The following is a 24,650-nucleotide window of genomic DNA, read 5'->3' on the forward strand; positions in this document are numbered from 1 at the left end:
CCGATACAGTCAAGTATAGGAGGCCACGGGGTGCTGGCCATTCCAGGGAGGCAGGATCTTGTAAAGAATTGAACGGCTCGCCGTCGATAACCCAACCGAATCAGGCGGTGCCGCTACCACAGCCGGAGTCGGCATCGCACGCGCTGCGCATGGCCGCATCTTCCGGCTGTAAAGTACTATGAGTAATATCGAAGCGATCTCGCAGTACACTGCGCAACTGCGGGAGCGTCTCCGACCATGATTGCATCGAGCTCAGTTCAATATGCGCTGAAAGTGCATGGCTGCTCGTGGTGAGGCTCCAGATGTGCATGTCATGGACGGCCTGCACGCCGGGGGTGGCGATCAACGCTTCTTTGACTTGCCCCGCATCGATACCAGCCGGAACACCCTCCATCAGCACATGCGCAATCTCCCGCAGCAGGCGAATTGCCGAAACCAGTATCAACAGGCTGACCACGAGCGACAGTATCGGATCAATAATGAAGGGCCCGCCAAGGTAGATTGTTGCACCAGCGGCTAGCGCGGCCACGGAGCCGAGCAGATCGCCCAGCACATGCAGAAAGGCGCCACGGACGTTGATGTTCTGTTCTCCACGTAACAGCACCCAGGCGACAATCACATTCACCAGGAGCCCAAGCCCTCCGATAACCATGACGACAAGGCCATTGACCTCAGGTGTGGCATTCAGTCGCATGAGCGCTTCGTAGATGATGAACGCCACGACCAGAAACATGAAAATGACATTGAAGAGCGCACCAAGCACTTCGGCACGTTGAAGACCGAATGAATGACGCTGGGAGGCGGGTTTACTGGCCAGCCATGCGGCGAACGCGCCAACAGCCAGCGACAGAGAGTCAGTGAACATGTGTCCAGCATCGGAAAGCAATGCGAGCGAATCGGCCATGATGCCGCCCACCACTTCGACGATGGCGAAGCTGATGGTGAACACCAGCGCAAACAATAATGTTCGGCCACTGCCGTGACTGTGGCTGTGACCGTGCCCGTGGCCATCGCTGTGTGTATGACCACGCGTGTGGTCAGCATGATGATGGTGTTCGTGCTTGTGGCCAGCCATGCCAAACGCTCCTTGAGCTGAAAATACAGCAAAAACCTGTCGCCACCTGATTATAGTCAGTGGCTGTTCACGGTGCTCCGCTTCGGCCTCGCATCTTTGCATTGCCTTCAGATGCTAGTCGCGCGGGAGCTTCTTGTGAAGTGCGGAGCAAAGCGCGGTAACGACATACGCTTCGTAGGCATCGGCAGGATCGAACGCGCCTTTGTAGGCCACATCAATGGTTTCGATCAGGGCCGAGATCCTGTCTGATGATGCCTCACCTGCTTCCAGTTCCTCTATTTCCAGGGCGGTTGCAAGTAGAAAGTCCCAGAACTGTTTGTTCATGCGCTCATACTCCAGACGCCTGCCGTCGGGTTGCTCCGAGGTTCGTCGTCATCACTGCAGGAGCTCAACAGCAAATGGCAGACAGAGTGCGGTGAATATGCCGGTGAGCCCCATTCCCAGAGAGGAAAAGGCGCCGGCCAGCGGGCTGATACTGAAGGCATGAACGGTGCCTATGGCGTGACCGTTGACCCCCAGCACAAAACCGATGATGCGATCGTCGTTGATACCAAACAGGGGCGCCAGCAAGCTTACGAAAAGTGTTGCCACGACGCCTGTCACCAGCAGACCGCCCATCATTAATGATAGCGATCCCCCAATGTGCTCAGTAATACCCATTGCAATTGGCGCCGTCACCGATTTCGGTGCAAGCGAAAGCATCACCTCGGGCGTCCCACCCATCCACCAGGCCAACCCGACCGCATAGGCACAGGCCAGTGTTGCTGCGAGCGGCACTGTTGCCAGAATCGGTAGCCAGAGCGCACGGATATGGTGAATCTGCTGATAGAGCGGCACGCCAAGCGCCACGGTTGCCGGACCAAGAAGAATCGACACCCACTGTGCACCCCGTTGGTAGTCAACGAAATCAATCGAGAGCAGCGCCAGGATACCGGCCGTTAACGTGGCAGACATCAGCACTGGTGGGCACCATATCGGATGCTTCAACTTGCGGAATAGCCAGGTCCCGGCGATGTAGGTCGCTATCGTTAAGGTGATGGCGAATATCGACGACTGGCCAAGATGTGCCAGCAGTGCAGCCAACCAGGAGGGCTGCTCAATCATTCTCGCTCTGTCCGGGTGCGCGACGCGTCAGTGCCATCATGATCAGGAAAGTGCTAGCGACACTGAACAAGGTCCCAAGCACCAGTGCCACACCAAACGTCAGCCATTGCCCGGCAAATCGCTCAGCGAGAAAAAATACGCCAACGAGCCCAGGCAGAATAAGGATAATCAGTATCGCAATCAGGTGTTGACTGGCGATGGCGATATCCGCACTGACCTGACGGCTGGCGAGCAGCCACAGGGTCAGCAGCAACATGCCGAGGACACCGCCGCTGACCGGCCAGCCAAAGGCGAATCGGAGCGATTCACCAACAATCAGGAACAGACATAAAACGAAAAAGCCGCGAATCAGGGGCATGAGTTAGCACGTGTCGATTGGCTGGAAGCGGTGAGGATCAGCGCATGGTCTTCAGCGAAGTCGCCCATTTGCCCAGCTCATCGAGCATGGCCGTAGCGGAACTATCGATGTGGTCGTCGGTCTGGAAGACTTTGCTGTCATCAATTCGCTTGCCTGCCATCTGGATCATGACACCCTCAACCATGGGCATCATTTTTACGGTCGTCACCAGTTGTTTCGCAGCCTGGGCAGCTCTCAATCCCCCCGATACGCCGCCATAGCTCACGAAGCAGCAGGGCTTGTAGTTCCACTCCCTGTACAGAAAATCGACCGCATTGACGAAGGACGGCGGTGGGAAGTAATTATATTCCGGCAGTACGAAGGCGAAGGCATCGGCTTCGGCGATACAGCTGGACCAGCGCTTGGTGTGGTCATGAGTATACTGCTGCAGAGAAGGATGCTTTGGTTCATCGAAGACGGGCAGGCCGAAATCGGCAAGATCCACCAAAGTGCAGTCGAACTTGCCATGAGTGCTGGCAAACTCGTGAAACCATTGTGCTATGGAGAGACCGATGCGACCCGGTCGCGTGCTGCAGGCAATCGTCTGGAGTTTCATGAAGAGGTTCCCGCGTTAGGTCCGACTTGTTACGAGAGGGTAACTGAAGCGGACTTACCGCGCGAGTCACTTCAGGCCCATTATGCCGCTCGGGCGGCATCAACGAGGGCGTCACAGGCCCGGAGGGGGTCGTTGGTCTGCTGAAAGGTTTCCACCCACCTGGCGTAGTGGCGCATGTCCGGAATATCAGTTGGATGGAAGCCTGGCTTGAAGTAGACCAGAATCTTCGGCAGCAAGGTGGAGAAAATGCCTTTCGGGCCGTACATCCATCCCAGATTGGCAAAAAGCAGGCGCTTTCGGGCCCACCAGCTGAAGCCGTCAGCCTTCAGCAACACATCACAGAAGCCAAGCATCATTCGGACAGTCAGCAGCATGCTGTAAGCCATCGCGGTAGTGCGTTTGACATAGCCAACCTTCGCCACCTGCTGCATGACGTCGAAGGCAACGGCCTTGTGCTCCATCTCCTCGATGGCATGCCAGGCAAAGAGCGACTTGACGCGATGATCAGCGCCTTCTAGCACCGAGGTCTTGGTGAAGAAGCCGTCGGCCATCAGCGCTGTGAAATGCTCGAACCCAGCCGTGAGGGCGAGATTGAAGCTTGGCGAAAAACGATCGAGATGGCGCTGCAGGTGCTTCTTGTGAAACGCCATGACCTGCGGTACCGGCATACCCTGCCGGGCCAGCAAGGTGTTGAAGTGGGTGTGGGCAAGACCATGCTGACCCTCCTGACGAACGAAGTCCTTCACCTGCTGTTCGAGTACAGGGTCAGTAATCTGCTCCCGAAAGGCGCGAACGGACGTGATGAAGTAGCGTTCGCCTTCAGGAAAGGACATCTGCATGCCATCGAGCAGTCGAGTCTTGAAGGGGTCGTTCCGAAACCAGTACTTCGGAAGCGTCTCGTCGAGTTTGAAATCCATATGCTCTCTAGGCTGGATTCTTGTCACCCTGGCGGCCTGAATGCTCATGACTGTTTCCTTATTGTTATTGGCAGGGACTCCGGGCGCACTGTGGCGCTCTACTCAAATCAATCTTTTGGCTGGTCCAGGACCTTGTAGTGGTCAGGCTCCATCATCTTCTTCATTTCGCCATAGAGCAGCCGATTGCGCTTCTCCAATGGCAGTGCCCACGAGGCGAGCCAGACCGGGAAAGCGTTGTGACCACAGACGATGCGCTGCTTGCCCGACCGAATGCCGCGTATCACCTGTCGAACCACGTCTACAGGGGCGGTCTTGAGATACTTCTCGGTGAATTCTTCGCCGCCCTCGACACCCTTGGCAATATTCGTCTTGACGCCTCCAGGATGCACGAGGTGCACCGATATCGCTGAGCGTTGCAGTTCGACCATCAATGATTCAGTGAAGCCACGCACCGCAAACTTGGCCGCACAATAGTCGGATGTATTGGGCGTACCGACCAGACCGAAAATACTCGACACATTGACCACTGCGCCCTCACCGTTTGTGAGCAGCTGCGGTAAAAACGCCCGCGTTCCATAGACGACACCGAAAAAGTTGATCTGCATCGTGCGCTCGTAGGCCTCGTCACTGTTGAGCCACACCGGCATACCACCCCCGCCTACACCAGCGTTATTAATCACGATATGCGCGTTACCCAGCTCAGCCTTCACCTCATCTGCGAAAGTATTCATAGCTGCCTTATCGCCAACGTCGAAAACCTTGCTGAACACAGCGGCTGATGTATTCCCCAGCTGTCGAACAGTTTCGGCGAGACCTTCGGCATCGAAGTCATTTAGTGCCAGCTTTGCGCCAAGGCCGGCAAACTCCAGTGCATAGGCACGACCCATGCCCGAGCCGGCACCGGTAACCACAACGACCCTGTTTCTGAAGTCTTTCATGCAGCCTGGTTTCCTGCTTCGGCGACTGGTGTCACGGTGGATTCGAACTTCAGATGGGGGTCAGCAACCTCCCCTTTTCTCAATACCGCCCTGTCATGCTGATAATCCATCGACATGACCCATGGCCAACCCTCACCTTGCCGCGGAAGCGAGTCGATCGAACGCTTGACGTATCCGGCACCAAAATCCAATAGCGGGCGCGTTTCCATATTCTCGTCCGGCAACTCCGGCACACAGCTCTTGAAACCATGTTTATCCATATGGGCCAACAGGCGGCAGAAGTGCTCACACAGCAAGCCGATTTTCAGGGTCCATGAGGAATTGGTGTAGCCGACGGCAAATGCCAGATTAGGCACACCATCGAGCATCATGCCCTTGAAAGCGACTTTCTCGGCGTAGTCCACAGCCTTGCCATCGACGGTCACCTTGATGCCTCCGAACACCAGCAGATTCAGCCCCGTCGCTGTCACGATGATGTCGGCCTCCAGCTCCTGGCCGGACTTGAGTGCTACGCCTCGCGGGGTGAAGCTCCTGATATGGTCGGTCACGACGGAAGCCTTGCCTTTCGATATGGCCCGGAACAGATCGCCGTTCGGCACGGCACAGAGTCTTTGGTCCCAGGGGTTGTACGGGGGATTGAAATGCTCGTCGACCGGATAGCCCTCTGGGAGCGCTTTCTGATTCATACGGCGGATGATTCGTCTGGCGGTCTTCGGATACTTCTGGCAAAAACGCCAGACTGCACTCGAGATCGCGATGTTCTTGCGGCGGGTCAGCGCGTAGGCCCAGGTAGCAGGCAAAAGTTTCCGCAGGCCGTTGGCCAGCGGATCCCTGGACGGCAGACTCATGACATAGGTCGGCGTACGCTGCAGCATGGTCACATGGGCCGCCTTCCTGGCAAGGGCCGGAACCAGTGTGACCGCCGTTGCGCCGCTACCGATTACAAGGACACGCTTACCGGAATAGTCCAGATCCTCTGGCCAATGCTGAGGGTGGATCACGTCACCCTTGAAGTCTTCTCTACCCTCAAATTCGGGCGTAAACCCTTCGTCATACCGGTAATAGCCAGCGGCCGCAAAGATCCAGTTACAGGTCATGCTGATTCGCTCACCAGTATCGCTGCGCTCCACTTCGACCGTCCATCGTGCATCAGCGCTGCTCCAGGCAGCCCCGAGCACTCTATGGTTGTAGTGAATTTTGCTATCGATACCGTTTTCGGCAGCGGTCTTGCGAAGGTAGTCGAGAATCTTATCGGCACCGGCGATGGCTTCGGAATCTATCCAGGGTTTGAATTCATAGCCGAAAGTGTGCAGATCTGAATCGGAACGGATTCCGGGGTAGCGAAACAGGTCCCAGGTGCCTCCGGATGCTTCACGGGCTTCGAGGATAATGTAGGACTTCTCTGGTTGATCCCGCTGCAGGTAGTACGCAGCGCCGATACCTGATACGCCTGCACCGATGATGAGGACATCTGTGTGCGCTGCGGCGGCTTGTTGTTGTAGTGGCACTGCGCCTCCTTGAATATTTTTATAAACAGGTCAGGCTATTGTGTGCACAATATTCGCCTGGAACAAGGTGTGAAGCTCACCAACAATCAGTCGGCATGGTGCATTTTGCCCTTTAATTGCAGCGTGCTGCTCGCTAGAATTCCTGAGCTTGCTCTGCAACGGGTCTGTCAGAAAACCGCACCAGGAGAACCATGTGACCAAAACGCCACAAGTGGCCAGATGGCCGCCACCATCCCCGGCGGTATGTGAACTGTTCCGACGAGGTGCCGAAATGGCGCTGAGCGCTCCGCCTGAATGGCTTGAAGAAATCGATCAGGCGAGTCTCTCAACCGACAATCTGCACCTCATGGCAGACGACCCCGTCATCATGGCAGCCACTCGACGTGCCAACCGGTCAAATCTTGTTCACTGGGCAATGGCGAATATCGAAAAGCCTGGCGCTCCTGTCGCGCCCCACCTGCCGCCGGATATGCTGAGCACTGCTCGTGAACTGGTTCGACGAGACGCGACCAGCCTCATGTTTACCGCTGCCAGAGCAGCCCAGGATGCCGCCTGGCAGCGCTGGATGGTAATCGCCTTCCAGCTGACCTCAGACCCAAGCGAGCTGCGGGAACTGCTCTCCGTATCCGCACGGTCCATCGCCAGCTTCATTGATGCCTGCATGCGCGAAATGACGATTTTCATGAAAGCTGAGCACGACCAGCTGGTTCGAGGCACACATGTGGATCGTCGCGAACTGGTAACCGCCATACTCGAAGGTGCCGTGGTAAGCGCTCAGCAGGCCAGCCACCGCCTCGACTACCCCCTGAATCATGCTCATCATGCCGCAGTAATCTGGAGTGAGCAGGCTGAGACCGAAATTGGCGTTCTCGATGAGGCGGCCAACACGTTTGCCCGCTGCGCTGGCAGCACACAACCGCTGACGGTTATCGCCAATGCCGCGACCTTGTGGGTCTGGACCACCGGCGATAAGGCCTTAGATGTACAGGCACTTCAGGTGGCTTTGAGAAAGCTGTCGGATGTGCGCATGACGATAGCAACAGCTGGCCACGGCATTGAAGGCTTCAGGCGAGCTCATCTCGATGCTCTGGCCACGCAAGGTGTTCTGGGAAGGCTCAATTCTCCGGCACAGGTGGCGAGTTTCGATGAAATACGGCTGGTTGCCTTGATGGCTCGAGACCCGGAAGCGACCCTCCAGTTTATCAAACATACCCTCGGCGGGCTGTCCACTGCGCAACCCAGTCTCAGGCGCTCGCTACGAATCTATCTTTCGGCAGGTTGCAACGCAACGCTGGCAGCTGAACGCCTCCATACGCATCGAAACACGCTTCTGCGCAGGTTGGCGCGTGCCGAAGAGCTGCTGCCACGCCCGCTTGCGCAAAACCAGATTCATGTCGCTGCAGCGCTTGAGGCACTGAGCTGGACGGCAGCTAGCTGAAGTCGCCGGCATGGTCTGACGGTGCGCGATCCCAGATTCGCGCGAGTAAATGGATCAGACGACTTCCGCCAAGTCACCCTTGTCTTCGAGCCAGGTCTTCCGATCGCCGGCCCGCTTCTTCGCAAGCAGCATGTCCATCAATTCCATGGCTTCGCTGGGTTCATCGATAGTCATCTGAACGAGTCTCCGGGTATCGGGAGCCATCGTGGTTTCACGCAGCTGCAGGGGATTCATTTCGCCGAGGCCCTTGAAGCGGGTTACCTGGGGCGTACCGCGTTTGTTCTCCGCTTCGAATCGATCGAGCACGCCTTTCTTTTCGTGTTCGTCCAGCGCGTAGAACGTCTCCTTGCCCAGATCGATCCGATACAGCGGCGGCATGGCAATAAACACGTGTCCCGCGGCGACCAGCGGCCTGAAGTGCTGGAAAAACAAGGCACATAGCAAGGTGGCGATGTGCGCACCGTCGCTATCTGCATCAGCAAGTATGCAAACCTTGCCGTAGCGTAAGCCGCTCAAGTCATCCGAGCCAGGATCGACACCCAACGCAACGGCAATGTCATGCACCTCCTGTGAAGCCAGGATCATGCCGGACTCGACTTCCCAGGTGTTCAGGATCTTGCCGCGCAGTGGCATTATGGCCTGGAACTCACGGTTTCTGGCCTGTTTGGCAGAGCCGCCAGCAGAGTCACCCTCCACCAGAAACAGCTCGCTCAGCGCGATATCGCTGCCACTACAATCGGCCAGCTTACCGGGCAAAGCGGGGCCGCTGGTAATCTTCTTGCGGGCAACCTGCTTGGATGCCTTGAGCCGCCGCTGTGCCTGCTCGATGACCATCTGAGCCAGGGCTTCACCTTCGCTCACATGCTGGTTCAGCCAGAGCGTGAAGGCGTCTTTCACAACACCAGCGACGAAGGTCGCGCACTCGCGAGAAGACAGGCGCTCCTTTGTCTGGCCGGAGAACTGCGGGTCCGCCAGCTTGACCGACAGTACATAGCAGCAGCGATCCCAGATATCGTCGGGCGCAAGCCGCACACCGCGCGGCAGCAGGTTTCGAAATTCGCAGAACGTACGCAGCGCTTCGAGCAGGCCGGTGCGGAGTCCATTAACGTGGGTGCCACCCTGAATGGTCGGAATCAGGTTGACGTAGCTTTCCGCAATGGTTTCGGCGCGCTCTGGCGTCCACTGCACGGCCCAGTCCACGGCTTCCTGACCACCGGCCATGGAACCCACAAAGGGCTCCTGCGGCACGGTAATCGTGTCATCAGTCGAGGCCTTCAGGTAATCAGTAAGACCATCCTCGTAGTGCCATTCGATGGTTTCGTTATCAATTTCGTTCTTGAAAGTGATTCGCAGACCGGAGCACAGCACTGCCTTTGCGCGCAAATTGTGCTTCAGCCGACTGATTGAAAACTTCGGCGAATCGAAGTATTGCGGATCTGGCACGAAGGTGATCGAGGTGCCCGTGTTACGCTTGCCGACGGTATCGACAATGTTGAGATCCTCGACTTTTTCGCCACCAGCAAAGCGCATCTGGTACACGTTGCCATCACGCTTGATCTGCACCGTGAGCTTGAGCGACAGGGCGTTGACGACAGATACACCAACGCCATGCAAGCCACCGGAAAACTGGTAATTCTTGTTGGAGAACTTGCCGCCAGCGTGCAGCTTGGTAAGGATGAGCTCAACGCCCGGCAGGCCCTGATCCTTGTGGATATCGACTGGCATACCACGGCCGTCATCGCTCACGGTCAACGTATGGTCCGCGTGTAGCGTGACACTGATATGCTTCGCGTGGCCTGCAAGCGCCTCATCGACACTATTATCGATAACCTCCTGAGCCAGGTGGTTTGGCCGCTGGGTGTCGGTGTACATGCCCGGTCTGCGCCGGACCGGGTCCAGGCCGGTCAGGACCTCTATCGAATCTGCATTGTAGTCGCTGGTAGAACTGGAGCTACTGCTCGCCAAGTCTGTTTCTCCGAAAAATCAATTAGTTGATGAGGCTCCCGCTGTAACCTTCAGGTCGTCCTCGAGCGCGGGGTATGTTTGTACCACAACACAGGGCTGGGTCACCACTGCGGCCGACATCGTACCAGCCGCGGGATCACGAATGGTCACTGGCACCTGCAGGAGACCTTCAGCTCGCGCGGCATTGCCCGCCAGCTCGATACCACCGCCCGCTCGACTCTGGGGCGAGGCAATCACGGCCACCAGCGAATGCTTGTCGAAATCGACGTCAGGCGCTTTGGGGATCTCGAACTGTGAGGCATGGACTGATTTCCAGAATAGCTGCCATTTGGTGGTGTCGCGAATCACGATAACACGCTCGACCGCTGCATCGTTCAGGTGTTGTTCAGGTTCGAGCGCTTTGACGGCAGCAGGCAGTAGGTTGCACTGGTTGCTCAGCCACAAGGTGTTGAGCGCGACCTCACCGCTTGGAACAGCGTCTTTTTCGCTATCGGATGACGCGCAGGCGTTCGTCATGAAAACGACAGAAGCCGCAAGTGCGGCTTTTGTGAAGAGCGTGAAATGTGACATGGTGCTTCATCCCATGCCGGCATCCGTGGCCGGCTTAATAAGATTAATGGGTAGGCACCGCACCTCCGAAGATCTGCTTGTCAACGGCCAGAACGTTCTGATTCTGGCTGCGGGGCGTTCCCGGCAGGCGCTTGATGCCCTTTCCAGTGAGGATACTCGATAACAGGGCGTCTGACGATGAACCTTCTGCAGCAATGTCGTCCTCGAAGCCAGTCCCAAAGTCGATGTCATTGCGATTGCCGTCGAGCCGGATGATGTCGGGCAGATTTCTCAGCGGGAAGGCGGCACAGGCTTCACCGGTGTCACAGATAAACCCGTCGTTATCGATATCCGAACCAGCGTAGACCTGGTAATTGCCGGCTGGAATACCGTTGAAGGCGAAGTCATAGAAGCCATTGCTGACGGTCGCGACGAACTGATAATTCTGACCAGTATCGACTTCCACCAGAAGGACATAATGAGTGCCTGCATCAGAGGCGATATTGCTGTTGGGTATATCAAAAGCCACAGGAATCATCAGCGTGCGGGCCTTTGGCGTACCACCATCGACCGCAGACGTATACGACACCTTGATGGCACCAGGATAGGAGACACCTTCTGCCAGGCCTGTGGCATCGGCAATGACGCGGTAGGTCGAATCGTTGCCATCGGCAAGATCATCTATTCTCAACCAGGTCTGGTTGTCGACGGTCGTAGTCTCGACATTGGTAATCACGATACCGGAATCAGGGATCGTCAAATTGAGATCGACAGCACCAGAAACGGTAAACTGAATATTGGTCAGGTTGGCATTGATGACAGGGGTGGGCACCGGATTGGGTCCTGCTCCAGCAACGATGGTCAGCGCCTTGGTGGCATCGATGATGCCGTGACCATACACATCATCACGCTGGGGATCGCCAAGATCACGGGTAAAGTCGCCATTGGCGATATAACCGCGGACTGCCTCAGGAGTAAGATTCGCCGCAAAATCGACGGTCTTGCGATAGGACTGCAGCAGCGCAATCACGCCAGCCACATGTGGAGCTGCCATAGAGGTGCCCTGCATGAAGCCGTAGCTCGCAACTGGAGAGCCGCTACCATCGTTCACCCAGGTGCTCAGCACGCCATCACCGTAGGTGTCGGTATTCAGGTCCTGCTGCATATTCCCACCAGGCGCGACAAGACTGATTGTAGAACCGAAGTTCGAGTATGGCGCCTTGACCCGGTCAAGACCAACAGCACCGACTGAGATGACCTCAGGATAGGCTGCTGGATAAAAGGGTGCTGAGGTGCTGTCGTTGCCAGCGGCGGCTACCACGACTACGCCAGCATCATTGGCAGCCTTGACGGCATTGGCCAAGGTCACAGAACTGCCGGCGCTACCCAGGCTGAGATTGATGACATCGACTTTGGTGGCAAAACCGCCGCATTCAGGCACGTTCTCGATCCCTGCTGCAAAGCGAATGGCGCGCGCTATATCGAAATCACTGCCCTCACCGTTCTTGCCAAGGACTCGCAGGGGCATGACTTTGGCACCGAAAGCTACGCCGATACCGCCGACTGAGTTGTCCGCAGCGACTACCGTGCCGGCCACGTGGGTACCATGATAGCTGCTCTGTCCAATCAGGCTGTCGCCAGGATCCTGAGGATCGTTATCAACACCGTCGCCATCCAGCGAAGCGTCGAGATTACTCACGAAATCGCAACCTTGAGTTGTCTGGCCCTGCAAGTCGGGATGACTGCGGAAGATACCGGTATCGAGAACCGCAACAACGGCGTCAGTCCCATTTGTCAGTTCCCAGGCCGGCGCAAGATTGATCGTGTCATTGTGCCACTGGAATCGACGAAGTGGATTGGTGCCTACCGGCGCTGAGCTGGCGTGACGAATGTAGTTTGGCTCGGCCAGCAGTACGCCCGGCTGCTTTCGTAACTCTGCGATCCTGGCCAGCGTCTCTGCACGAGCTGCATCCGCCGCTGTTCCGGCGGAGGACGCTGAGGCGATCGACATGCCACCTGACATATCGAACCTGATCTTGTGGGTGCTCGACCCTTCGGTCAACGATTCAACTTCGACGATATTCTGGGAAGACATGAGCTCTGCAAGCGATGCTGAGTTGTCAGTAGTGGACGCCGCAGTAGAATAGCTACCAGCAGCACCCTTCATGATCACGATTGCTTCACCGCTTACAAAGCGAGCGCCTTCAGGCACTGACAAGGCAGCTGCAGCGGAGTCATCAAGACTCGACAGGGCGCCGAATTCACCAACGATCAAAGTGTAATTCGAGGGCCCCTGGGTTTCGTCGATCTGAATGAGGTATTCGCCGGATTGGGTAATCGAGACGGTCTGTGGATCGTCGGACACGACGGGCACGTTGATGTCTACCGGGGTAGCACCTGGATTGTTCTCGTCGATTTTTTTCACGGTCAAACGTTGTGCTACAGAGGCCGGGCCCAGGAAATCATCAGCTATCCGCGGCTTCAGGGTAACCTGCTGACCAGCAACCAGTGTGACCCGATAGAAATCGGTAGGATCTTCCACATAACTGAAGCTGTTGCCCGAACCGGCATAAGTGCCAGCGCGCGAGCTCACATAGCCGCCAACGATGGCGGGATTGTTGATGGCTTGTGGTGAGGTGATCTGGTTATTGCGCGGGGAGAAGACACCGCCGCCGGTATCAGCTGTATCAAGATCGACATAGGCATTGGCAGCGACCTGGATACGACCAGACACCGCAAAAGTCTTGTTCACGATCGGCGCAACTGCAGTAGCTCCGCTGCCGCCGCCACCGCCGCCACCGCCACAACCGGCGAGCGCGATGCTCAAGCCAAGGAGTGTGGGGACGAAAAGGTTCGGTCTGACCTGAGCAGCACTGGCGGCTTTTACTTCTGCCCTGCCCTTCGGCATGCTATTTTTCTGAAAATCGAACATAAGCTGTGTACTGCCACGGTGATGATCATCGGCTTTGTCTTCTGGTGGATCTTTGATCAGATCTCTTGTCTACTGATCTTAGAAGGCCACCGGCCGAAGTTCAGTTCCAACTTGGCGTTGAATTGCTACCGTATGTAGCAATTGCGTTAACTACACTTGACTTTGTGTACGTGCAGGTACTTACAGCAACTCACACATACATCCCATGACCAAACCGGTACATGCAATGAGCTACGATTTAAAAACTTACAAGATGCCGGGTCTCACCGGCCGTGGACTAGGTCTTTCCGTATCGGTACTCGAAACCGATATGGCAAGGAAGATTCTTGAGCCAATCGTCAATTCTCAGCTTGGGATGAACGAGTTCAGGCAGCACCGCTATGACATCCACCCAAGTTTTACCGCCCTGCACACCAACACCTCTGCAGTTACCGCGACTGGCGCACAGCGTTCCGTGCAGATGTTCATGGAGTCGGTAGAAGAGGAGAACCTCAATCAGAAGAGCGCAAGTCTGCGCGGGTCGCTTAACTGCGCCACCCTAGCCTATGCTCGCGATTACCGCAGTGAGCTCAGATCGCCACTCACAGTCTCGCTGCAGCTACAGGCTGCACTTGAATCGCCCCACATGCAGGACTCGAAGGCTTTCATATTTACCGATAGCCATGCACTGAGACACCAGGCGGAGGCCAGTACCAAGCGCTTCATGTCGGTGCAGCCGAGAGGTTTGCTCGAAGGGGTGCCGGTTGCCATCAAGGACAGTATCAATGCTGTGCCCTTCGCGACCACCGGTGGCACTGAAGTCTTCGGTCAGGATCATAGTGTCGAAAGTGACGCCTCCGTAGTCTCCAGGCTGCGTGCCGCAGGCGCCATGATTCTGGGCAAGACCAATATGCACGAAATCGGCATAGGCGTGACCGGTGCCAACCCGCATTACGGGCACTGTCTCAACCCCTGGGACACTGAATATCTCGCCGGAGGTTCGTCGGGTGGCAGCGCGGCTGCAGTGGCTAGCGGCATATGTCCCGTCGCTATTGGCTCGGATGGTGGCGGTTCTGTGCGAATCCCAGCCGCGTTTTGCGGTGTGGTCGGGCTGAAGCCTACCTGGGGCCGCATCAGCAGCGCAGGCACGCTTTCTCTTTGTGACACTGTGGATCACCTGGGACCGATAGGTGCCAGCGTCGATGATGTCGCGCTCGCATACGCAACCATTGCCGGGCCTGACCCACTTCATGGCCCCAGCTGTCATCAACCATTTCCCCATCTGTCGAACTATTTCAAATCCGACCTGAAAGGTCTGAAGATCGGCATCTACAAGCCCTGGTTCGAGCATGCCGATCAGGCCATCGTATCGGCCTGTCGCGAGGCTGTGAAAGTGCTCGAGAGTCTGGGCGCGGAAATCGTGCCTGTTATCATTGAAGGGCTGGAGGACATGCGACTTGCCCATGCGGTTACGATCATGACGGAAATGCTGTCGTCAGTAGAGCAGCCTTACCGCGCGACCCCCGAGCGCTTCAACGATGACACCCGGATGCTGCTGGCTTTCGCCCGCCTGTTCAGGAGCACGGATTATGTGAAGGCTCAGCGTGTGCGGACGCGCGCCATTGCCCAGCATGAAGCCCTGTACGCCAAGGTGGATATGCTGGTGACGCCGGCGACAGGAGCCTTGCCACCGAGACGGCCTAAGGGCAGTAAGGTAGCGCTCGACCTCGGCCTGATGACCGAGATCATGCGTTTCTCGATCAACGATAATCTGATAGGCATGCCGGCGATTACGCTGCCTGTAAAGCTATCTGGAGAGGGCTTGCCCATTGGCCTGCAGTTGCATGCGGGGCCCTGGCAGGAACACGTTCTGCTGCGTACGGCAAGATCACTGGAGTCAGCTCTGCGTTTCAACGCTACGCACAGGCCGCCTAACTTTCTCGACTTTTCGTAGCCGGAATGGATCAGACTTTGACGAAGGGGTTATTTTCCTTTTCGTCACCGAAAGTCGACATGGGGCCATGACCGGGTACGAATGCAATATCGTCGCCGAGTGGCCAAAGCTTGTTGCGGATCGATGAAATAAGCGTGGCGTGATCGCCCTTTGGAAAGTCGGTTCGGCCGATAGAACCGTGAAACAGAACGTCACCCACGAGGGCAAGGCCCCTACTCTTGTTATAGAAGACCACGTGCCCGGGCGTATGGCCGGGACAGTGGATGACCTGAAGAACCTCATTACCGACGGTGACTTCATCACCATCGACCAGCCAGCGCGTTGGCTCGAAAGTCTCCGCCTCCGGGAAGCCGAACATCTGGCTCTGCTGCGGCAGCAGGTCTATCCAGAACTTGTCTTCAAGCGCTGGCCCTTCAATGGGCACCTTACGTAAGGCTGCCAGTGTCGAAACCGCTCCGGCATGATCGATATGGGCATGGGTCACCAGGATCTTCTCGAGCTCTAAATCTTCGAAGTCCAGTGCGTGCAGGATTCGGTCGAGGTCGCCACCAGGATCCACCACCGCAGCTTTGCGAGTCTGCTCACACCAGATGATGGAGCAATTCTGTTCAAAAGCCGTGACGGGAATGACCTGAAACTGCATGCGAAAGGCGCACCTTGATGAAGACTGAATGAAGCAGTGTAGCCCGCCGAAGCGGGCTTGTCAGTCAATCGTGAGCCTGGATCGCCTTAGGCTGCCTCTTCCTCGACAGTGTCTTCCTGCTCGCTCACACTGCTGGGCAGTGGCGTCCGGATAAGGTGATCGAAGGCACCCAGCGCTGCGCCTGACCCCGCACCCATCGCAATGATGATCTGCTTGTAAGGCACCGTGGTGACGTCACCGGCAGCGAACACACCCGGCAGTGAAGTCTGGCCCTTGGTATCCACCACGATTTCACCGCGCTCGCTCAACTCGATATCGCCTTTGAGCCACTCAGTGTTTGGCACCAGACCAATCTGCACGAAGATACCCGCCAGCTCGATATGATGCGTTTCATTGGTGGCGCGATCCACATAGTTGAGGCCGTTTACGCGCTTGCCGTCGCCAGTCACCTCGGTCGACATAGCTTCCATGATGATGGTGACGTTTTTCAGCGAACGCGCCTTGCGAACAAGAACCGCGTCGGCTCGCAGCGTATCGGCGAATTCGAGTACCGTCACATGCTCGACGATGCCAGCGAGATCGATCGCCGCTTCGATGCCAGAGTTGCCACCACCGATGACCGCAACACGCTTGCCCTTGAATAATGGGCCGTCACAGTGTGGACAGTAGGCCACACCTTTGCCTCGATACGCCTTCTCCCCTGGCACGTTCATCTCGCGCCAGCGGGCACCAGTGGACAGAATGACTGAGCGACTCTTCAGGCGCGCGCCAGACTCCAGTTCCACCTCGATATAATCGGCAGGGGTACCGTCTGCAGAGACGCTCGCTGCGTGCAGCTTGCGCGCTTTCTGGCCATTCATCAGGTCGACATCATATTGCAGCACATGCTGCTCGAGATTCGCGACCAGCTTCGGACCCTCGGTCTCTTTCACTGAAATGAAATTCTCGATGCCCATGGTATCGGCGACCTGGCCACCGAAGCGCTCGGCTACGATACCCGTACGGATGCCCTTGCGTGCTGCGTAAATCGCCGCAGAAGCGCCAGCTGGACCACCGCCGACGATCAGCACTTCATAGGGCGTCTTGTCTGCCAGGGCAGCGGCCTTCTTCTCAGCCGACTTGTCGTCCACCTTGTCCAGGATTTCGGCCAGCGTCATTTTGCCCTGCCCGAAGAGCTCGCCGTTCACGAACACTGCCGGTACAGCCAGCACGTTGCGATCTTCGACCTCACTCTTGAACAGACCGCCGTCGATCATGGTATGGCTGATTCTGGGGTTCAGCACAGCCATGAGGTTCAGCGCCTGAACCACATCCGGGCAGTTGTGACATGACAGTGATATGTACGTCTCGAACTTGAGCTCCGTTGAAGGATCAAGCTCGACAATTTGATCGAGCAATGCTTTTTCGGTTTTCGATGGATGACCACCCGCCTGGAGCAATGCCAGCACCAGCGAAGTAAACTCATGACCCATCGGAATACCTGCAAACTCCACCCTGGCCTTTTCGCCTTCAGGTGAAATTGTCAGGAGGGGCACGCGGCCCTCCTGAGCGGGCTGATTGACGGTCAGCGCAATCTTCGGAGACATTGCTGCAATCTCTTGTGCCAGATCCAGCAGCTCCTGCGACTTCGGCCTGTCATCAACCGACACGGTCAATTCTATTGGCTTGACTATTTTCTGCAGATAACCGTTGAGCTGTTGCTTGAGATTAGCGTCCAACATATCTGAAGTTCTCCTTAAGATTGGCTGACTATCAATACGACTGTTTAGATCTTGCCGACGAGGTCGAGTGAAGGTGCAAGTGTGGCTTCGCCTTCCTTCCACTTGGCTGGGCAAACTTCGCCTGGATGCGCTGCAACATACTGCGCAGCCTTCACCTTGCGAACCAGCTCACCAGCATCGCGACCTACACCACCAGCATTGATCTCGATGATCTGGATCTTGCCTTCTGGATCGATGACGAAAGTGCCGCGCTCTGCCAGACCAGCTTCTTCGATCATGACGCCGAAGTTGCGGGTGATGGCACCGGTTGGGTCGCCGATCATCGGGAACTGGATCTTGCCGATGGTGTCAGATGTGTCGTGCCATGCCTTGTGCGTGAAATGAGTGTCAGTCGACACTGAGTACACTTCCACGCCCATGTCCTTCAGCTGGCTGTAGTAATCCGCCAGATCACCAAGTTCGGTTGGACACACGAAGGTAAAATCAGCTGGGTAGAAGAAGACGATTGCCCACTTGCCCTTGAGGTCTTCGTTGGTGACGGTGATGAATTCGCCGTTGTGGAAGGCCTCTGCTTTGAAAGGTTTGATTTCGGTATTGATCAAGGTTGCTGACATTCTTTGTCTCCATTAGGTCAGTTGGGTAAACCGTGGAAACAATACTACAGCGACAGGACTGATATCAAAAATTGATAATCTTTTTAGGAGCGATAGGCACAATCTATCAAGCCGCCTCCGGAAAAGGCAGACGGCTATTGAGGGTTCAAGCGGGGATCAAGCGGGGATCAAGCAGGAATGAAATCCGGCTCAGGGCGCGTAGGCGAACAGCAGCCGACCGCCACGCTCGTGAAGTTTCGCGGTTGGATGAACTTCGTCGAAATAGGCGTAGCTGCTGATATTCTGGCCAAACGCACAGCCTTCGGTATAGCTGCGGGTCGCCTGGCTGAAACAAGGCTCAGTGGTATTGCTGATGCCATACGCCTCGGCATCCTTGTCGATGCTGCGGAAGGCTGAAAACAGGTCGATCAGGACGATGTCCTTGCCGCTGGCTTTCTCAAGTGACTTCACCCGCTGTTTAAGGCCCAGGTTGTAAGCCGCTGTCTTGACAGTTGCTGAAGTGGGAAGGAACCAGTTGCTCGTGGTCGCCGCAAGCTGACTTGTTTCAGGAATAGCGCCGATATCTGGCACGTTCACCACAACGACCTGTTCAGCGCCGGCAGCGATCAGCTTCTCGACGTTGGTCTTTACCCCATCGAGCGCGGCCTTGAGCAACTCACTCGAAGCGCGATGATTTGGCTCATCGCGTGCTGCACGGACGTCGTTACCACCGATGAAAACAACGTACAGTGCATCAGCAGGGGCCTGGCCCTGTGTATTGAGCAGGAAAGCGTCGACCTGAGTGTTAAGATCGATTGGCTCATCGGTACCAGCTTTGGCACCAGCCACGGCGTAGTTGGTGCCTTGAGCCGGACCCACGAGATGCAGCGAGGCTTCAAGTGCTACGCCACGAAGGTCAGCAAGCACTTCTACCGCGGTATCACCATCTGTAACGCGATTACCGGAGAACGGCGGGTTTGGAAAGTCACTGGTGACCGAAGCGAGGTTGCCAGTATCAGACAGGCTGTCACCAAAGACATAGATAGCCTCTGCGCGGGCCATATTGGCAAAAGCCAGACCGCCGAGCATTGCGAAGACAACAGTCAGGCAACGATAGGATGCGCTCTTGCGAGTGGCGAGAGAGCGGGATGAGCTGTTCAGAGATGAGTTCGGCATATGAGGTGAGCGTCCTGATTCTTATAAATATTGTTATTAGTCATGCAGTCCCGAAGGCTGCCATCAAAAGGGGCAATGGCCCTGTGCTATTGCTTCACCGCCAGCGTAAGTGCCTGCGAAGCAAGATCTTCCAATGATGCGCTTCCGTCCGTGCGATACCAGGTTACCGTCCAGCTGAGCGCCCCGGCGAGAAAACGTCTTAAAATGCCGGGGTCCGCAGCTATTTGACCAGCCGCTGCACATTCTTGCAATACACTCAGCCACAGATGCTCATAATAATCTCTCAGTTTGAGAACCTGTTCCTGCCGCTCCTTGGCCAGACTGCGCCACTCGTACACCAGAACCGCCATGGCTTCGCTGGTCTGGCCATTCACAGCCTGCAGTTCACAGAATATCAGCGAGCGCAGCCGCTCCACCGGATCGGACGACCGTGCCAGTTCGGCTTCCATTCGCGCGGTGATCTCTTCGATCGTGTCGGTCATGATGTAGTAAAGGATGTCCTCCTTTGACCGAAAATGATGAAAGATGCTGCCACTCTGGATCCCTACAGCCGCAGCAATATCGCGCACTGTAGTGCGTTCAAAGCCTTTTTCGCGGAACAGATGCGCAGCCTCCCTCAGGAGCCTGCCACGCGGCGACTCGCCTTCTACCGCAAGGCGGTCCGATTCTTTCATGCTTGAGGGTCCCGTATTTGATCGACTAAAGCGATCATATCCGAATTTTACAGCTTTACAAACCAAGCGCTTGCTTGGTAGTGTTTTGCAACGATCGCCAGCGCTTGCAAAAGGAGCACGCAATGAACCCGGGACGCCCATCCACAACAGCTCAAGACACCTCCTCCAGTCCAGCCTCGGAGCGGGTTGTCCGCATCGGTTGCGCCTCTGGCTTCTGGGGCGATACCAATACTGCCGCGCAGCAACTGGTGGGAAAAGGTCGGCTGGACTATCTCGTGTTCGATTATCTGGCAGAAATCACCATGTCCATCATGGCTGCGCAGAAGATGAAGGATCCCAAGGCTGGTTACGCCAGCGATTTCGTCAGGCAGGTGATGGGCCCGCTGCTCCCCGAGCTCAAGCGTCAAGGCATCAAGGTCATCAGTAACGCCGGGGGCGTGAATCCTCAGGCTTGCGCCGAAGCCATCCAGGCGCTCGCAAATGAACAGAACATCGAGTTGAAGATCGCGGTGGTGAATGGCGACGACGTGCTACCGAAGAAAGCTGACTTTGTCCGTCAGGGCGTCCGGGAGATGTTCACCAATCAAGCGCTGCCTGAGATGATGGTGAGCATGAACGCCTATCTTGGCGCCCCTGCGATCACAGCAGCGCTGGCAACAGGCGCTGATGTGGTGATTACTGGGCGTGTCGTGGACAGCGCCGTCGTCGTGGCGCCGCTGATGCATGAATTCGGCTGGAGTTGGCAGGACTATGGCCGACTGGCACAGGCCAGTCTTGCCGGCCATATCATCGAGTGCGGCGCACAGTGCACCGGCGGCAACTTCACCGACTGGAAGGACGTCTGCGATGGCTACGACAATATGGGCTTCCCCATCATCGACGTCCGAGCCGACGGCAGCTTTACAGTCAGCAAACCAGAGAACACTGGTGGCACAGTCAGCTTCGCTACCGTAGCAGAGCAGCTGGTCTACGAGATCGGCGACCCGGCCAGCTACCGACTCCCGGACGTGAACTGTGACTTCAGGCAAGTCAATATCGAGACGGTCGAGGCCGGCAGGCGTGTGACTGTATCCGGCGCGCGAGGCTTACCGCCTGGACCTGACTACAAGGTGTCCGGCACCTGGCCTGATGGCTTCAAGTGTGCCGTGAGTTTTATGCTCGCTGGTATCGAAGCGCCGGCCAAGGCGCGGTCGGTGGCTGAAGCCATATTGAAGAAAACCAGCAGACTGTTCGCGGAAAAGGGTTGGCCTGATTACACCGAGACCACTATCGAGGTACTGGGCATCGAACAGACCTACGGTCCGAATGCACAGCAGAAGCTGGTGGACAGCCGCGAGGTGGTGGTGAAGATTGGTTGCGCTCACCCGAAGAAGGAAGCGCTCGTACTGTTTTCGCGGGAAATCGCGCAGGCCAGTACTGGCATGGCGCCGGGTATGACCGGCCTTGTCGGCGGTCGCCCCGACGTCTGGCCGAAAATTCGCCTTTTCTCGTGCCTGGTTCCCAAAGCTGCGTGCGATCTTTCAGTGACCGTACTCGGCAAAGATGGCGACGAGACAATATCGGTAGAACTGCCCGCCGTGGAAGCGCCTGCAGCAGCCAAACAGGCTGTGGACAGCTCGACTCCGGACACTGCCCCAACAGCTACCAGCGAGCTAGTGCCGCTCATCAAGCTGGCCTGGGCTCGCTCAGGCGATAAGGGCGATGTATCGAATATTGGTGTGATCGCCCGCAGAGCGGAATGGCTGCCTGTCATACGTGCAGCGCTGACGGCTGATGCAGTCGCAGAATATATGGGCCATACCCTTGCAGGCTCGGCAGCGGACAAACGCTCACTGGTGCACCGGTACGACCTGCCTGGCATCAACGCGCTCAACTTTGTACTAGAGCAGGCATTAGGTGGCGGGGGCGTCGCCAGTCTGCGAATTGACCCCCAGGGCAAGGCATTCGGTCAGCAACTGCTCGACTTCCCGATTCCGGTGACTGCCGAAATCGCAGCCCAGCTCGCAGCAAGCTCACCAACAACCCGCGCCTGAGAATCCGAAATGCCTTATTCCTCCGTTTTCAAAGACCAGCTATTCGAAGGCCAGACCATCATCGTTACTGGCGGCGGCAGTGGCATAGGCCGCTGTAATGCCCACGAGCTTGCTGCCCTTGGCGCCCGTGTCGTGCTGATTGGGCGCAAGCAGGAAAAGCTCGACTCGACGCAGGCTGAAATCATCGACGACGGCGGCAAGGTTGATACTAGAGCGTGCGATATCCGTGAAGAGGCCAGCGTCGTCGAAACGGTGCGCTCGATCGTGGATGCGCATGGCCAGATTCATGGCCTGGTCAACAACGCTGGTGGCCAGTTTCCAGGGCCACTCAGCTCGATCTCACAGAAAGGCTTCGAAACTGTCGTCAGGACTAATCTGACCGGCGGCTTCATGATGGCACGCGAGGTCTACAAGCAGTCAATGAGCAAGCATGGCGGGGCCATCGTGAACATTATTGCCGACATGTGGGGCGGCATGCCGGGCATGGGGCACTCGGGTGCGGCAAGGGCGGGCATGGAAAACCTGACGAAAACTGCTGCCGTCGAGTGGGCGTCCAGTGGCACTCGCGTCAATGCGATCGCACCGGGCTGGATCGCCTCCAGCGGCCTCGATAACTATGACATCAGCATGAAGCCATTGATTTCTCAACTCGCTGAAAGCGTGCCCCAGAAGCGCCTTGGCACTGAAGCCGAGGTCAGCGCAGCGATCTGCTTCCTCCTGAGCGAAGGGGCATGCTTTATCAACGGCGCCACAATACGTGTGGACGGGGCGGCATCGCTCGGCAATCGAGTCTGGCCCTTGGCCAAAGCCCGCAACAAGCCGGAGTTCAATGGCTTCCACCGCAGTGTGACACCGAAAGTGCTGCAGAAGGACTGAGCCATGTATGGATTCGAAAGCACCCTCAATACCCGCAGTGAAGCCTTTGAGCGAAATACTGCGGCCATGCGTGCGCAGGTGGAGGAGTTCCGCGCGATAGGACGCAAGGTCTTCGATAGTGCTGAAGCGGCGCGAGAGAAATTCGAGAAACGCGGAAAGCTCCTGCCATGGGATCGGATTCGCCGGCTTATAGATCGCGACAGCGAGTTCCTCGAACTCTGCAGCCTTGCCGGCTACAAAATGCATGACGATAAGGACGGTAGCCTGGCAGGCGGTGGCATCATCGGCGGCATTGGCGTGGTTTCCGGCATGCGCTGCCTGGTGGTCGCCAGTAACGCAGCGATCAAGGGTGGGACCATCAGTCCAGCGGGTCTGCAAAAGTCACTTAGACTGCAGACGATCGCCCGGGAAAACAAGTTGCCCATCATCACGCTCGCTGAAAGCGGCGGTGCCAATCTCAATTACGCCACTGATGTCTTCGTTGAAGGTGCGCGAGGCTTTGCCAATCAGGCGCGGCTTTCGGCGCTTGGCATCCCACAGATTACTGTTGTGCATGGCAACGCCACAGCGGGCGGCGCCTATCAACCCGGCCTGTCTGATTACGTCGTGGTGGTGAAAGGTCAGTCCAAACTGTTTCTCGCGGGCCCTCCCCTGCTCAAGGCCGCCACCGGCGAAGTCGCCAGCGACGAAGAGCTCGGCGGTGCCGAGATGCACGCCACCGAAGCCGGTACCGCTGAATATATCGCTGACAACGACGGCGATGCCATCGAAACCGTGCGGGAGCTGGTAGCGATGCTGCCATGGCAACGCACACTGCCGCTCAATCGTGCAGAATCACGGCCAGCCGCATACGACCAGAATGAGCTGCTCGGTCTCGTACCCGCCGATACCAAGACGCCTTACGATGTTCGTGAAATCGTCATCAGATTGGCCGATGGGGGGCGCTATCAGGACTTCAAGGCGGCTTACGATGCACAGACCGTCTGCGGTTTTATCCGCATCGATGGCTTCAGCTGCGGCATCATCGGTAACAACGGCCCGATCACCCCGGCCGGGGCGACCAAAGCGGCGCAGTTCATTCAACTCTGCGAGCAAAGCAATACCGCCATCATCTTCTTCCATAACACGACCGGATTCATGGTCGGCACCGATAGCGAGCAGAATGGCATTATCAAACATGGCTCGAAAATGCTGCAGGCTGTGGCCAACGCCACTGTGCCCAGGCTGACCGTCGTGGTCGGCGGCTCATACGGCGCCGGCAACTATGCCATGTGCGGGCGTGGTCTCGACCCGAGATTTATCTTCGCCTGGCCCAACAGCCGAACGGCAGTCATGGGTGGCGCACAGGCGGGCAAGGTGCTGCGCATCGTGGCAGAAGAAAAACAGCGCAAGCTGGGCATGGAGCCAGATCCGAAGATGCTCGACGCGCTGGAGGCTGCGACTGCAGAAAAACTTAACAAGGGCAGCACCTCCCTTTATGGCACCGCAAGACTTTGGGACGATGGCCTCATTGACCCGCGCGAAACCCGATCTGTACTCGCCCACTGCCTGCTGGTGTGTAACGAAGCCGAGGCACGAACACTGCGACCCAGCACCTTCGGCGTCGCCCGTTTCTAATTCAT

At 56.9% G+C, this 24,650-nt stretch carries 21 protein-coding genes; 5 read left to right on the forward strand and 16 right to left on the reverse strand.

The window, feature by feature from the left end; all coding sequences use genetic code 11:
• Positions 1–100 precede the first annotated feature (100 nt).
• The 8 genes from ACH3PB_RS12545 to ACH3PB_RS12580 all read right to left on the reverse strand — a co-directional run bounded on the left by ACH3PB_RS12545 (position 101) and on the right by ACH3PB_RS12580 (position 6,495).
• Positions 101–1,075 carry a cation diffusion facilitator family transporter gene (locus ACH3PB_RS12545; protein WP_416395320.1) on the reverse strand — a complete coding sequence of 325 codons (975 nt, stop codon included), beginning with the start codon at positions 1,073–1,075 and terminating at the stop codon, positions 101–103.
• Between the two features lie 114 nt (positions 1,076–1,189).
• The gene (locus tag ACH3PB_RS12550; protein WP_416395322.1) at positions 1,190–1,399 is read right to left on the reverse strand and encodes a hypothetical protein; all 210 of its coding nucleotides are present in this window, start codon (positions 1,397–1,399) and stop codon (positions 1,190–1,192) included.
• A 51-nt stretch (positions 1,400–1,450) separates the two neighbouring features.
• On the reverse strand, positions 1,451–2,179 hold the full coding sequence (locus tag ACH3PB_RS12555) for an LrgB family protein (protein WP_416395324.1): 729 nt from the start codon (positions 2,177–2,179) through the stop codon (positions 1,451–1,453).
• The gene (locus tag ACH3PB_RS12560; protein WP_416395325.1) at positions 2,172–2,537 is read right to left on the reverse strand and encodes a CidA/LrgA family protein; all 366 of its coding nucleotides are present in this window, start codon (positions 2,535–2,537) and stop codon (positions 2,172–2,174) included. The genes ACH3PB_RS12555 and ACH3PB_RS12560 overlap by 8 nt, the downstream gene beginning before the upstream one ends.
• Positions 2,538–2,574: 37 nt before the next feature.
• Entirely contained in the window at positions 2,575–3,132 is a 558-nt protein-coding gene (locus ACH3PB_RS12565) for an NADPH-dependent FMN reductase (protein ID WP_416395327.1), read from the reverse strand.
• Between the two features lie 80 nt (positions 3,133–3,212).
• Positions 3,213–4,097 (reverse strand): metal-dependent hydrolase, encoded by an 885-nt coding sequence (locus tag ACH3PB_RS12570; RefSeq protein ID WP_416395329.1) that lies wholly within the window; start codon positions 4,095–4,097, stop codon positions 3,213–3,215.
• Between the two features lie 59 nt (positions 4,098–4,156).
• Entirely contained in the window at positions 4,157–4,987 is an 831-nt protein-coding gene (locus ACH3PB_RS12575; RefSeq protein WP_416395331.1) for an SDR family NAD(P)-dependent oxidoreductase, read from the reverse strand.
• The gene (locus tag ACH3PB_RS12580) at positions 4,984–6,495 is read right to left on the reverse strand and encodes a flavin-containing monooxygenase (RefSeq protein WP_416395333.1); all 1,512 of its coding nucleotides are present in this window, start codon (positions 6,493–6,495) and stop codon (positions 4,984–4,986) included. Before ACH3PB_RS12580 ends, ACH3PB_RS12575 begins: the two co-directional genes overlap by 4 nt.
• Before the next feature lie 193 nt (positions 6,496–6,688).
• On the opposite strand from ACH3PB_RS12580, the gene ACH3PB_RS12585 reads away from it, so the two are divergent.
• Positions 6,689–7,933 carry a PucR family transcriptional regulator gene (locus tag ACH3PB_RS12585; protein ID WP_416395335.1) on the forward strand — a complete coding sequence of 415 codons (1,245 nt, stop codon included), beginning with the start codon at positions 6,689–6,691 and terminating at the stop codon, positions 7,931–7,933.
• A gap of 54 nt (positions 7,934–7,987) precedes the next feature.
• Here the strand turns inward: ACH3PB_RS12585 and parE are convergent, their stop codons facing one another.
• The 3 genes from parE to ACH3PB_RS12600 are packed head-to-tail and all read right to left on the reverse strand — an operon-like array spanning position 7,988 to position 13,355.
• Complete coding sequence (gene parE, locus ACH3PB_RS12590; protein WP_416395337.1) at positions 7,988–9,898, reverse strand: DNA topoisomerase IV subunit B; 1,911 nt, start codon at positions 9,896–9,898, stop codon at positions 7,988–7,990.
• An 18-nt stretch (positions 9,899–9,916) separates the two neighbouring features.
• Complete coding sequence (locus ACH3PB_RS12595; protein ID WP_416395339.1) at positions 9,917–10,468, reverse strand: hypothetical protein; 552 nt, start codon at positions 10,466–10,468, stop codon at positions 9,917–9,919.
• A 43-nt stretch (positions 10,469–10,511) separates the two neighbouring features.
• The gene (locus ACH3PB_RS12600) at positions 10,512–13,355 is read right to left on the reverse strand and encodes a S8 family serine peptidase (protein WP_416395341.1); all 2,844 of its coding nucleotides are present in this window, start codon (positions 13,353–13,355) and stop codon (positions 10,512–10,514) included.
• A gap of 250 nt (positions 13,356–13,605) precedes the next feature.
• On the opposite strand from ACH3PB_RS12600, the gene ACH3PB_RS12605 reads away from it, so the two are divergent.
• Entirely contained in the window at positions 13,606–15,312 is a 1,707-nt protein-coding gene (locus ACH3PB_RS12605) for an amidase (RefSeq protein WP_416395343.1), read from the forward strand.
• A 10-nt stretch (positions 15,313–15,322) separates the two neighbouring features.
• On the opposite strand, the gene ACH3PB_RS12610 is transcribed toward ACH3PB_RS12605, so the two are convergent.
• From ACH3PB_RS12610 to ACH3PB_RS12630, 5 genes are all read right to left on the reverse strand, one after another.
• The gene (locus ACH3PB_RS12610) at positions 15,323–15,955 is read right to left on the reverse strand and encodes an MBL fold metallo-hydrolase (RefSeq protein ID WP_416395345.1); all 633 of its coding nucleotides are present in this window, start codon (positions 15,953–15,955) and stop codon (positions 15,323–15,325) included.
• Positions 15,956–16,041: 86 nt separating this feature from the next.
• Complete coding sequence (gene ahpF, locus ACH3PB_RS12615) at positions 16,042–17,676, reverse strand: alkyl hydroperoxide reductase subunit F (protein WP_416395347.1); 1,635 nt, start codon at positions 17,674–17,676, stop codon at positions 16,042–16,044.
• A 44-nt stretch (positions 17,677–17,720) separates the two neighbouring features.
• Entirely contained in the window at positions 17,721–18,290 is a 570-nt protein-coding gene (ahpC, locus tag ACH3PB_RS12620) for an alkyl hydroperoxide reductase subunit C (protein ID WP_416395349.1), read from the reverse strand.
• 189 nt (positions 18,291–18,479) lie between these two features.
• Positions 18,480–19,445 (reverse strand): SGNH/GDSL hydrolase family protein, encoded by a 966-nt coding sequence (locus ACH3PB_RS12625; RefSeq protein WP_416395351.1) that lies wholly within the window; start codon positions 19,443–19,445, stop codon positions 18,480–18,482.
• Between the two features lie 86 nt (positions 19,446–19,531).
• A complete protein-coding gene (locus ACH3PB_RS12630; RefSeq protein ID WP_416395353.1) occupies positions 19,532–20,119 on the reverse strand; it encodes a TetR/AcrR family transcriptional regulator in 588 nt (195 codons plus the stop codon).
• A 122-nt stretch (positions 20,120–20,241) separates the two neighbouring features.
• Here ACH3PB_RS12630 and ACH3PB_RS12635 point away from each other — a divergent pair, with 122 nt between their 5' ends.
• From ACH3PB_RS12635 to ACH3PB_RS12645, 3 genes are read left to right on the forward strand one after another with little or no spacing between them, the layout of a single operon-like run.
• Positions 20,242–22,152 (forward strand): acyclic terpene utilization AtuA family protein, encoded by a 1,911-nt coding sequence (locus tag ACH3PB_RS12635; protein ID WP_416395355.1) that lies wholly within the window; start codon positions 20,242–20,244, stop codon positions 22,150–22,152.
• 9 nt (positions 22,153–22,161) lie between these two features.
• The gene (locus ACH3PB_RS12640) at positions 22,162–23,028 is read left to right on the forward strand and encodes an SDR family oxidoreductase (protein WP_416395357.1); all 867 of its coding nucleotides are present in this window, start codon (positions 22,162–22,164) and stop codon (positions 23,026–23,028) included.
• A 3-nt stretch (positions 23,029–23,031) separates the two neighbouring features.
• Entirely contained in the window at positions 23,032–24,645 is a 1,614-nt protein-coding gene (locus tag ACH3PB_RS12645) for an acyl-CoA carboxylase subunit beta (RefSeq protein ID WP_416395358.1), read from the forward strand.
• The last annotated feature ends 5 nt before the right edge of the window (positions 24,646–24,650 follow it).

The organism is Allohahella sp. A8, from assembly GCF_047946665.1.
Taxonomy (GTDB): Bacteria; Pseudomonadota; Gammaproteobacteria; order Pseudomonadales; family Oleiphilaceae; genus Allohahella.

Bases quoted from the DNA above. Each gene is read 5' to 3' on its own strand.
- ACH3PB_RS12600 (WP_416395341.1), bottom strand. From the start codon at position 13,355: ATGCCGAAGGGCAGGGCAGAAGTAAAAGCCGCCAGTGCTGCTCAGGTC.
- ACH3PB_RS12630 (WP_416395353.1), bottom strand. From the start codon at position 20,119: ATGAAAGAATCGGACCGCCTTGCGGTAGAAGGCGAGTCGCCGCGTGGC.
- ACH3PB_RS12575 (WP_416395331.1), bottom strand. From the start codon at position 4,987: ATGAAAGACTTCAGAAACAGGGTCGTTGTGGTTACCGGTGCCGGCTCG.
- ahpC (WP_416395349.1), bottom strand. From the start codon at position 18,290: ATGTCAGCAACCTTGATCAATACCGAAATCAAACCTTTCAAAGCAGAG.
- ACH3PB_RS12605 (WP_416395343.1), top strand. From the start codon at position 13,606: ATGAGCTACGATTTAAAAACTTACAAGATGCCGGGTCTCACCGGCCGT.
- ACH3PB_RS12560 (WP_416395325.1), bottom strand. From the start codon at position 2,537: ATGCCCCTGATTCGCGGCTTTTTCGTTTTATGTCTGTTCCTGATTGTT.
- ACH3PB_RS12565 (WP_416395327.1), bottom strand. From the start codon at position 3,132: ATGAAACTCCAGACGATTGCCTGCAGCACGCGACCGGGTCGCATCGGT.
- ACH3PB_RS12625 (WP_416395351.1), bottom strand. From the start codon at position 19,445: ATGCCGAACTCATCTCTGAACAGCTCATCCCGCTCTCTCGCCACTCGC.
- ACH3PB_RS12595 (WP_416395339.1), bottom strand. From the start codon at position 10,468: ATGTCACATTTCACGCTCTTCACAAAAGCCGCACTTGCGGCTTCTGTC.
- ACH3PB_RS12570 (WP_416395329.1), bottom strand. From the start codon at position 4,097: ATGAGCATTCAGGCCGCCAGGGTGACAAGAATCCAGCCTAGAGAGCAT.
- ahpF (WP_416395347.1), bottom strand. From the start codon at position 17,676: ATGTTGGACGCTAATCTCAAGCAACAGCTCAACGGTTATCTGCAGAAA.
- ACH3PB_RS12645 (WP_416395358.1), top strand. From the start codon at position 23,032: ATGTATGGATTCGAAAGCACCCTCAATACCCGCAGTGAAGCCTTTGAG.
- ACH3PB_RS12555 (WP_416395324.1), bottom strand. From the start codon at position 2,179: ATGATTGAGCAGCCCTCCTGGTTGGCTGCACTGCTGGCACATCTTGGC.
- ACH3PB_RS12545 (WP_416395320.1), bottom strand. From the start codon at position 1,075: ATGGCTGGCCACAAGCACGAACACCATCATCATGCTGACCACACGCGT.
- ACH3PB_RS12635 (WP_416395355.1), top strand. From the start codon at position 20,242: ATGAACCCGGGACGCCCATCCACAACAGCTCAAGACACCTCCTCCAGT.
- ACH3PB_RS12640 (WP_416395357.1), top strand. From the start codon at position 22,162: ATGCCTTATTCCTCCGTTTTCAAAGACCAGCTATTCGAAGGCCAGACC.
- ACH3PB_RS12610 (WP_416395345.1), bottom strand. From the start codon at position 15,955: ATGCAGTTTCAGGTCATTCCCGTCACGGCTTTTGAACAGAATTGCTCC.
- ACH3PB_RS12550 (WP_416395322.1), bottom strand. From the start codon at position 1,399: ATGAACAAACAGTTCTGGGACTTTCTACTTGCAACCGCCCTGGAAATA.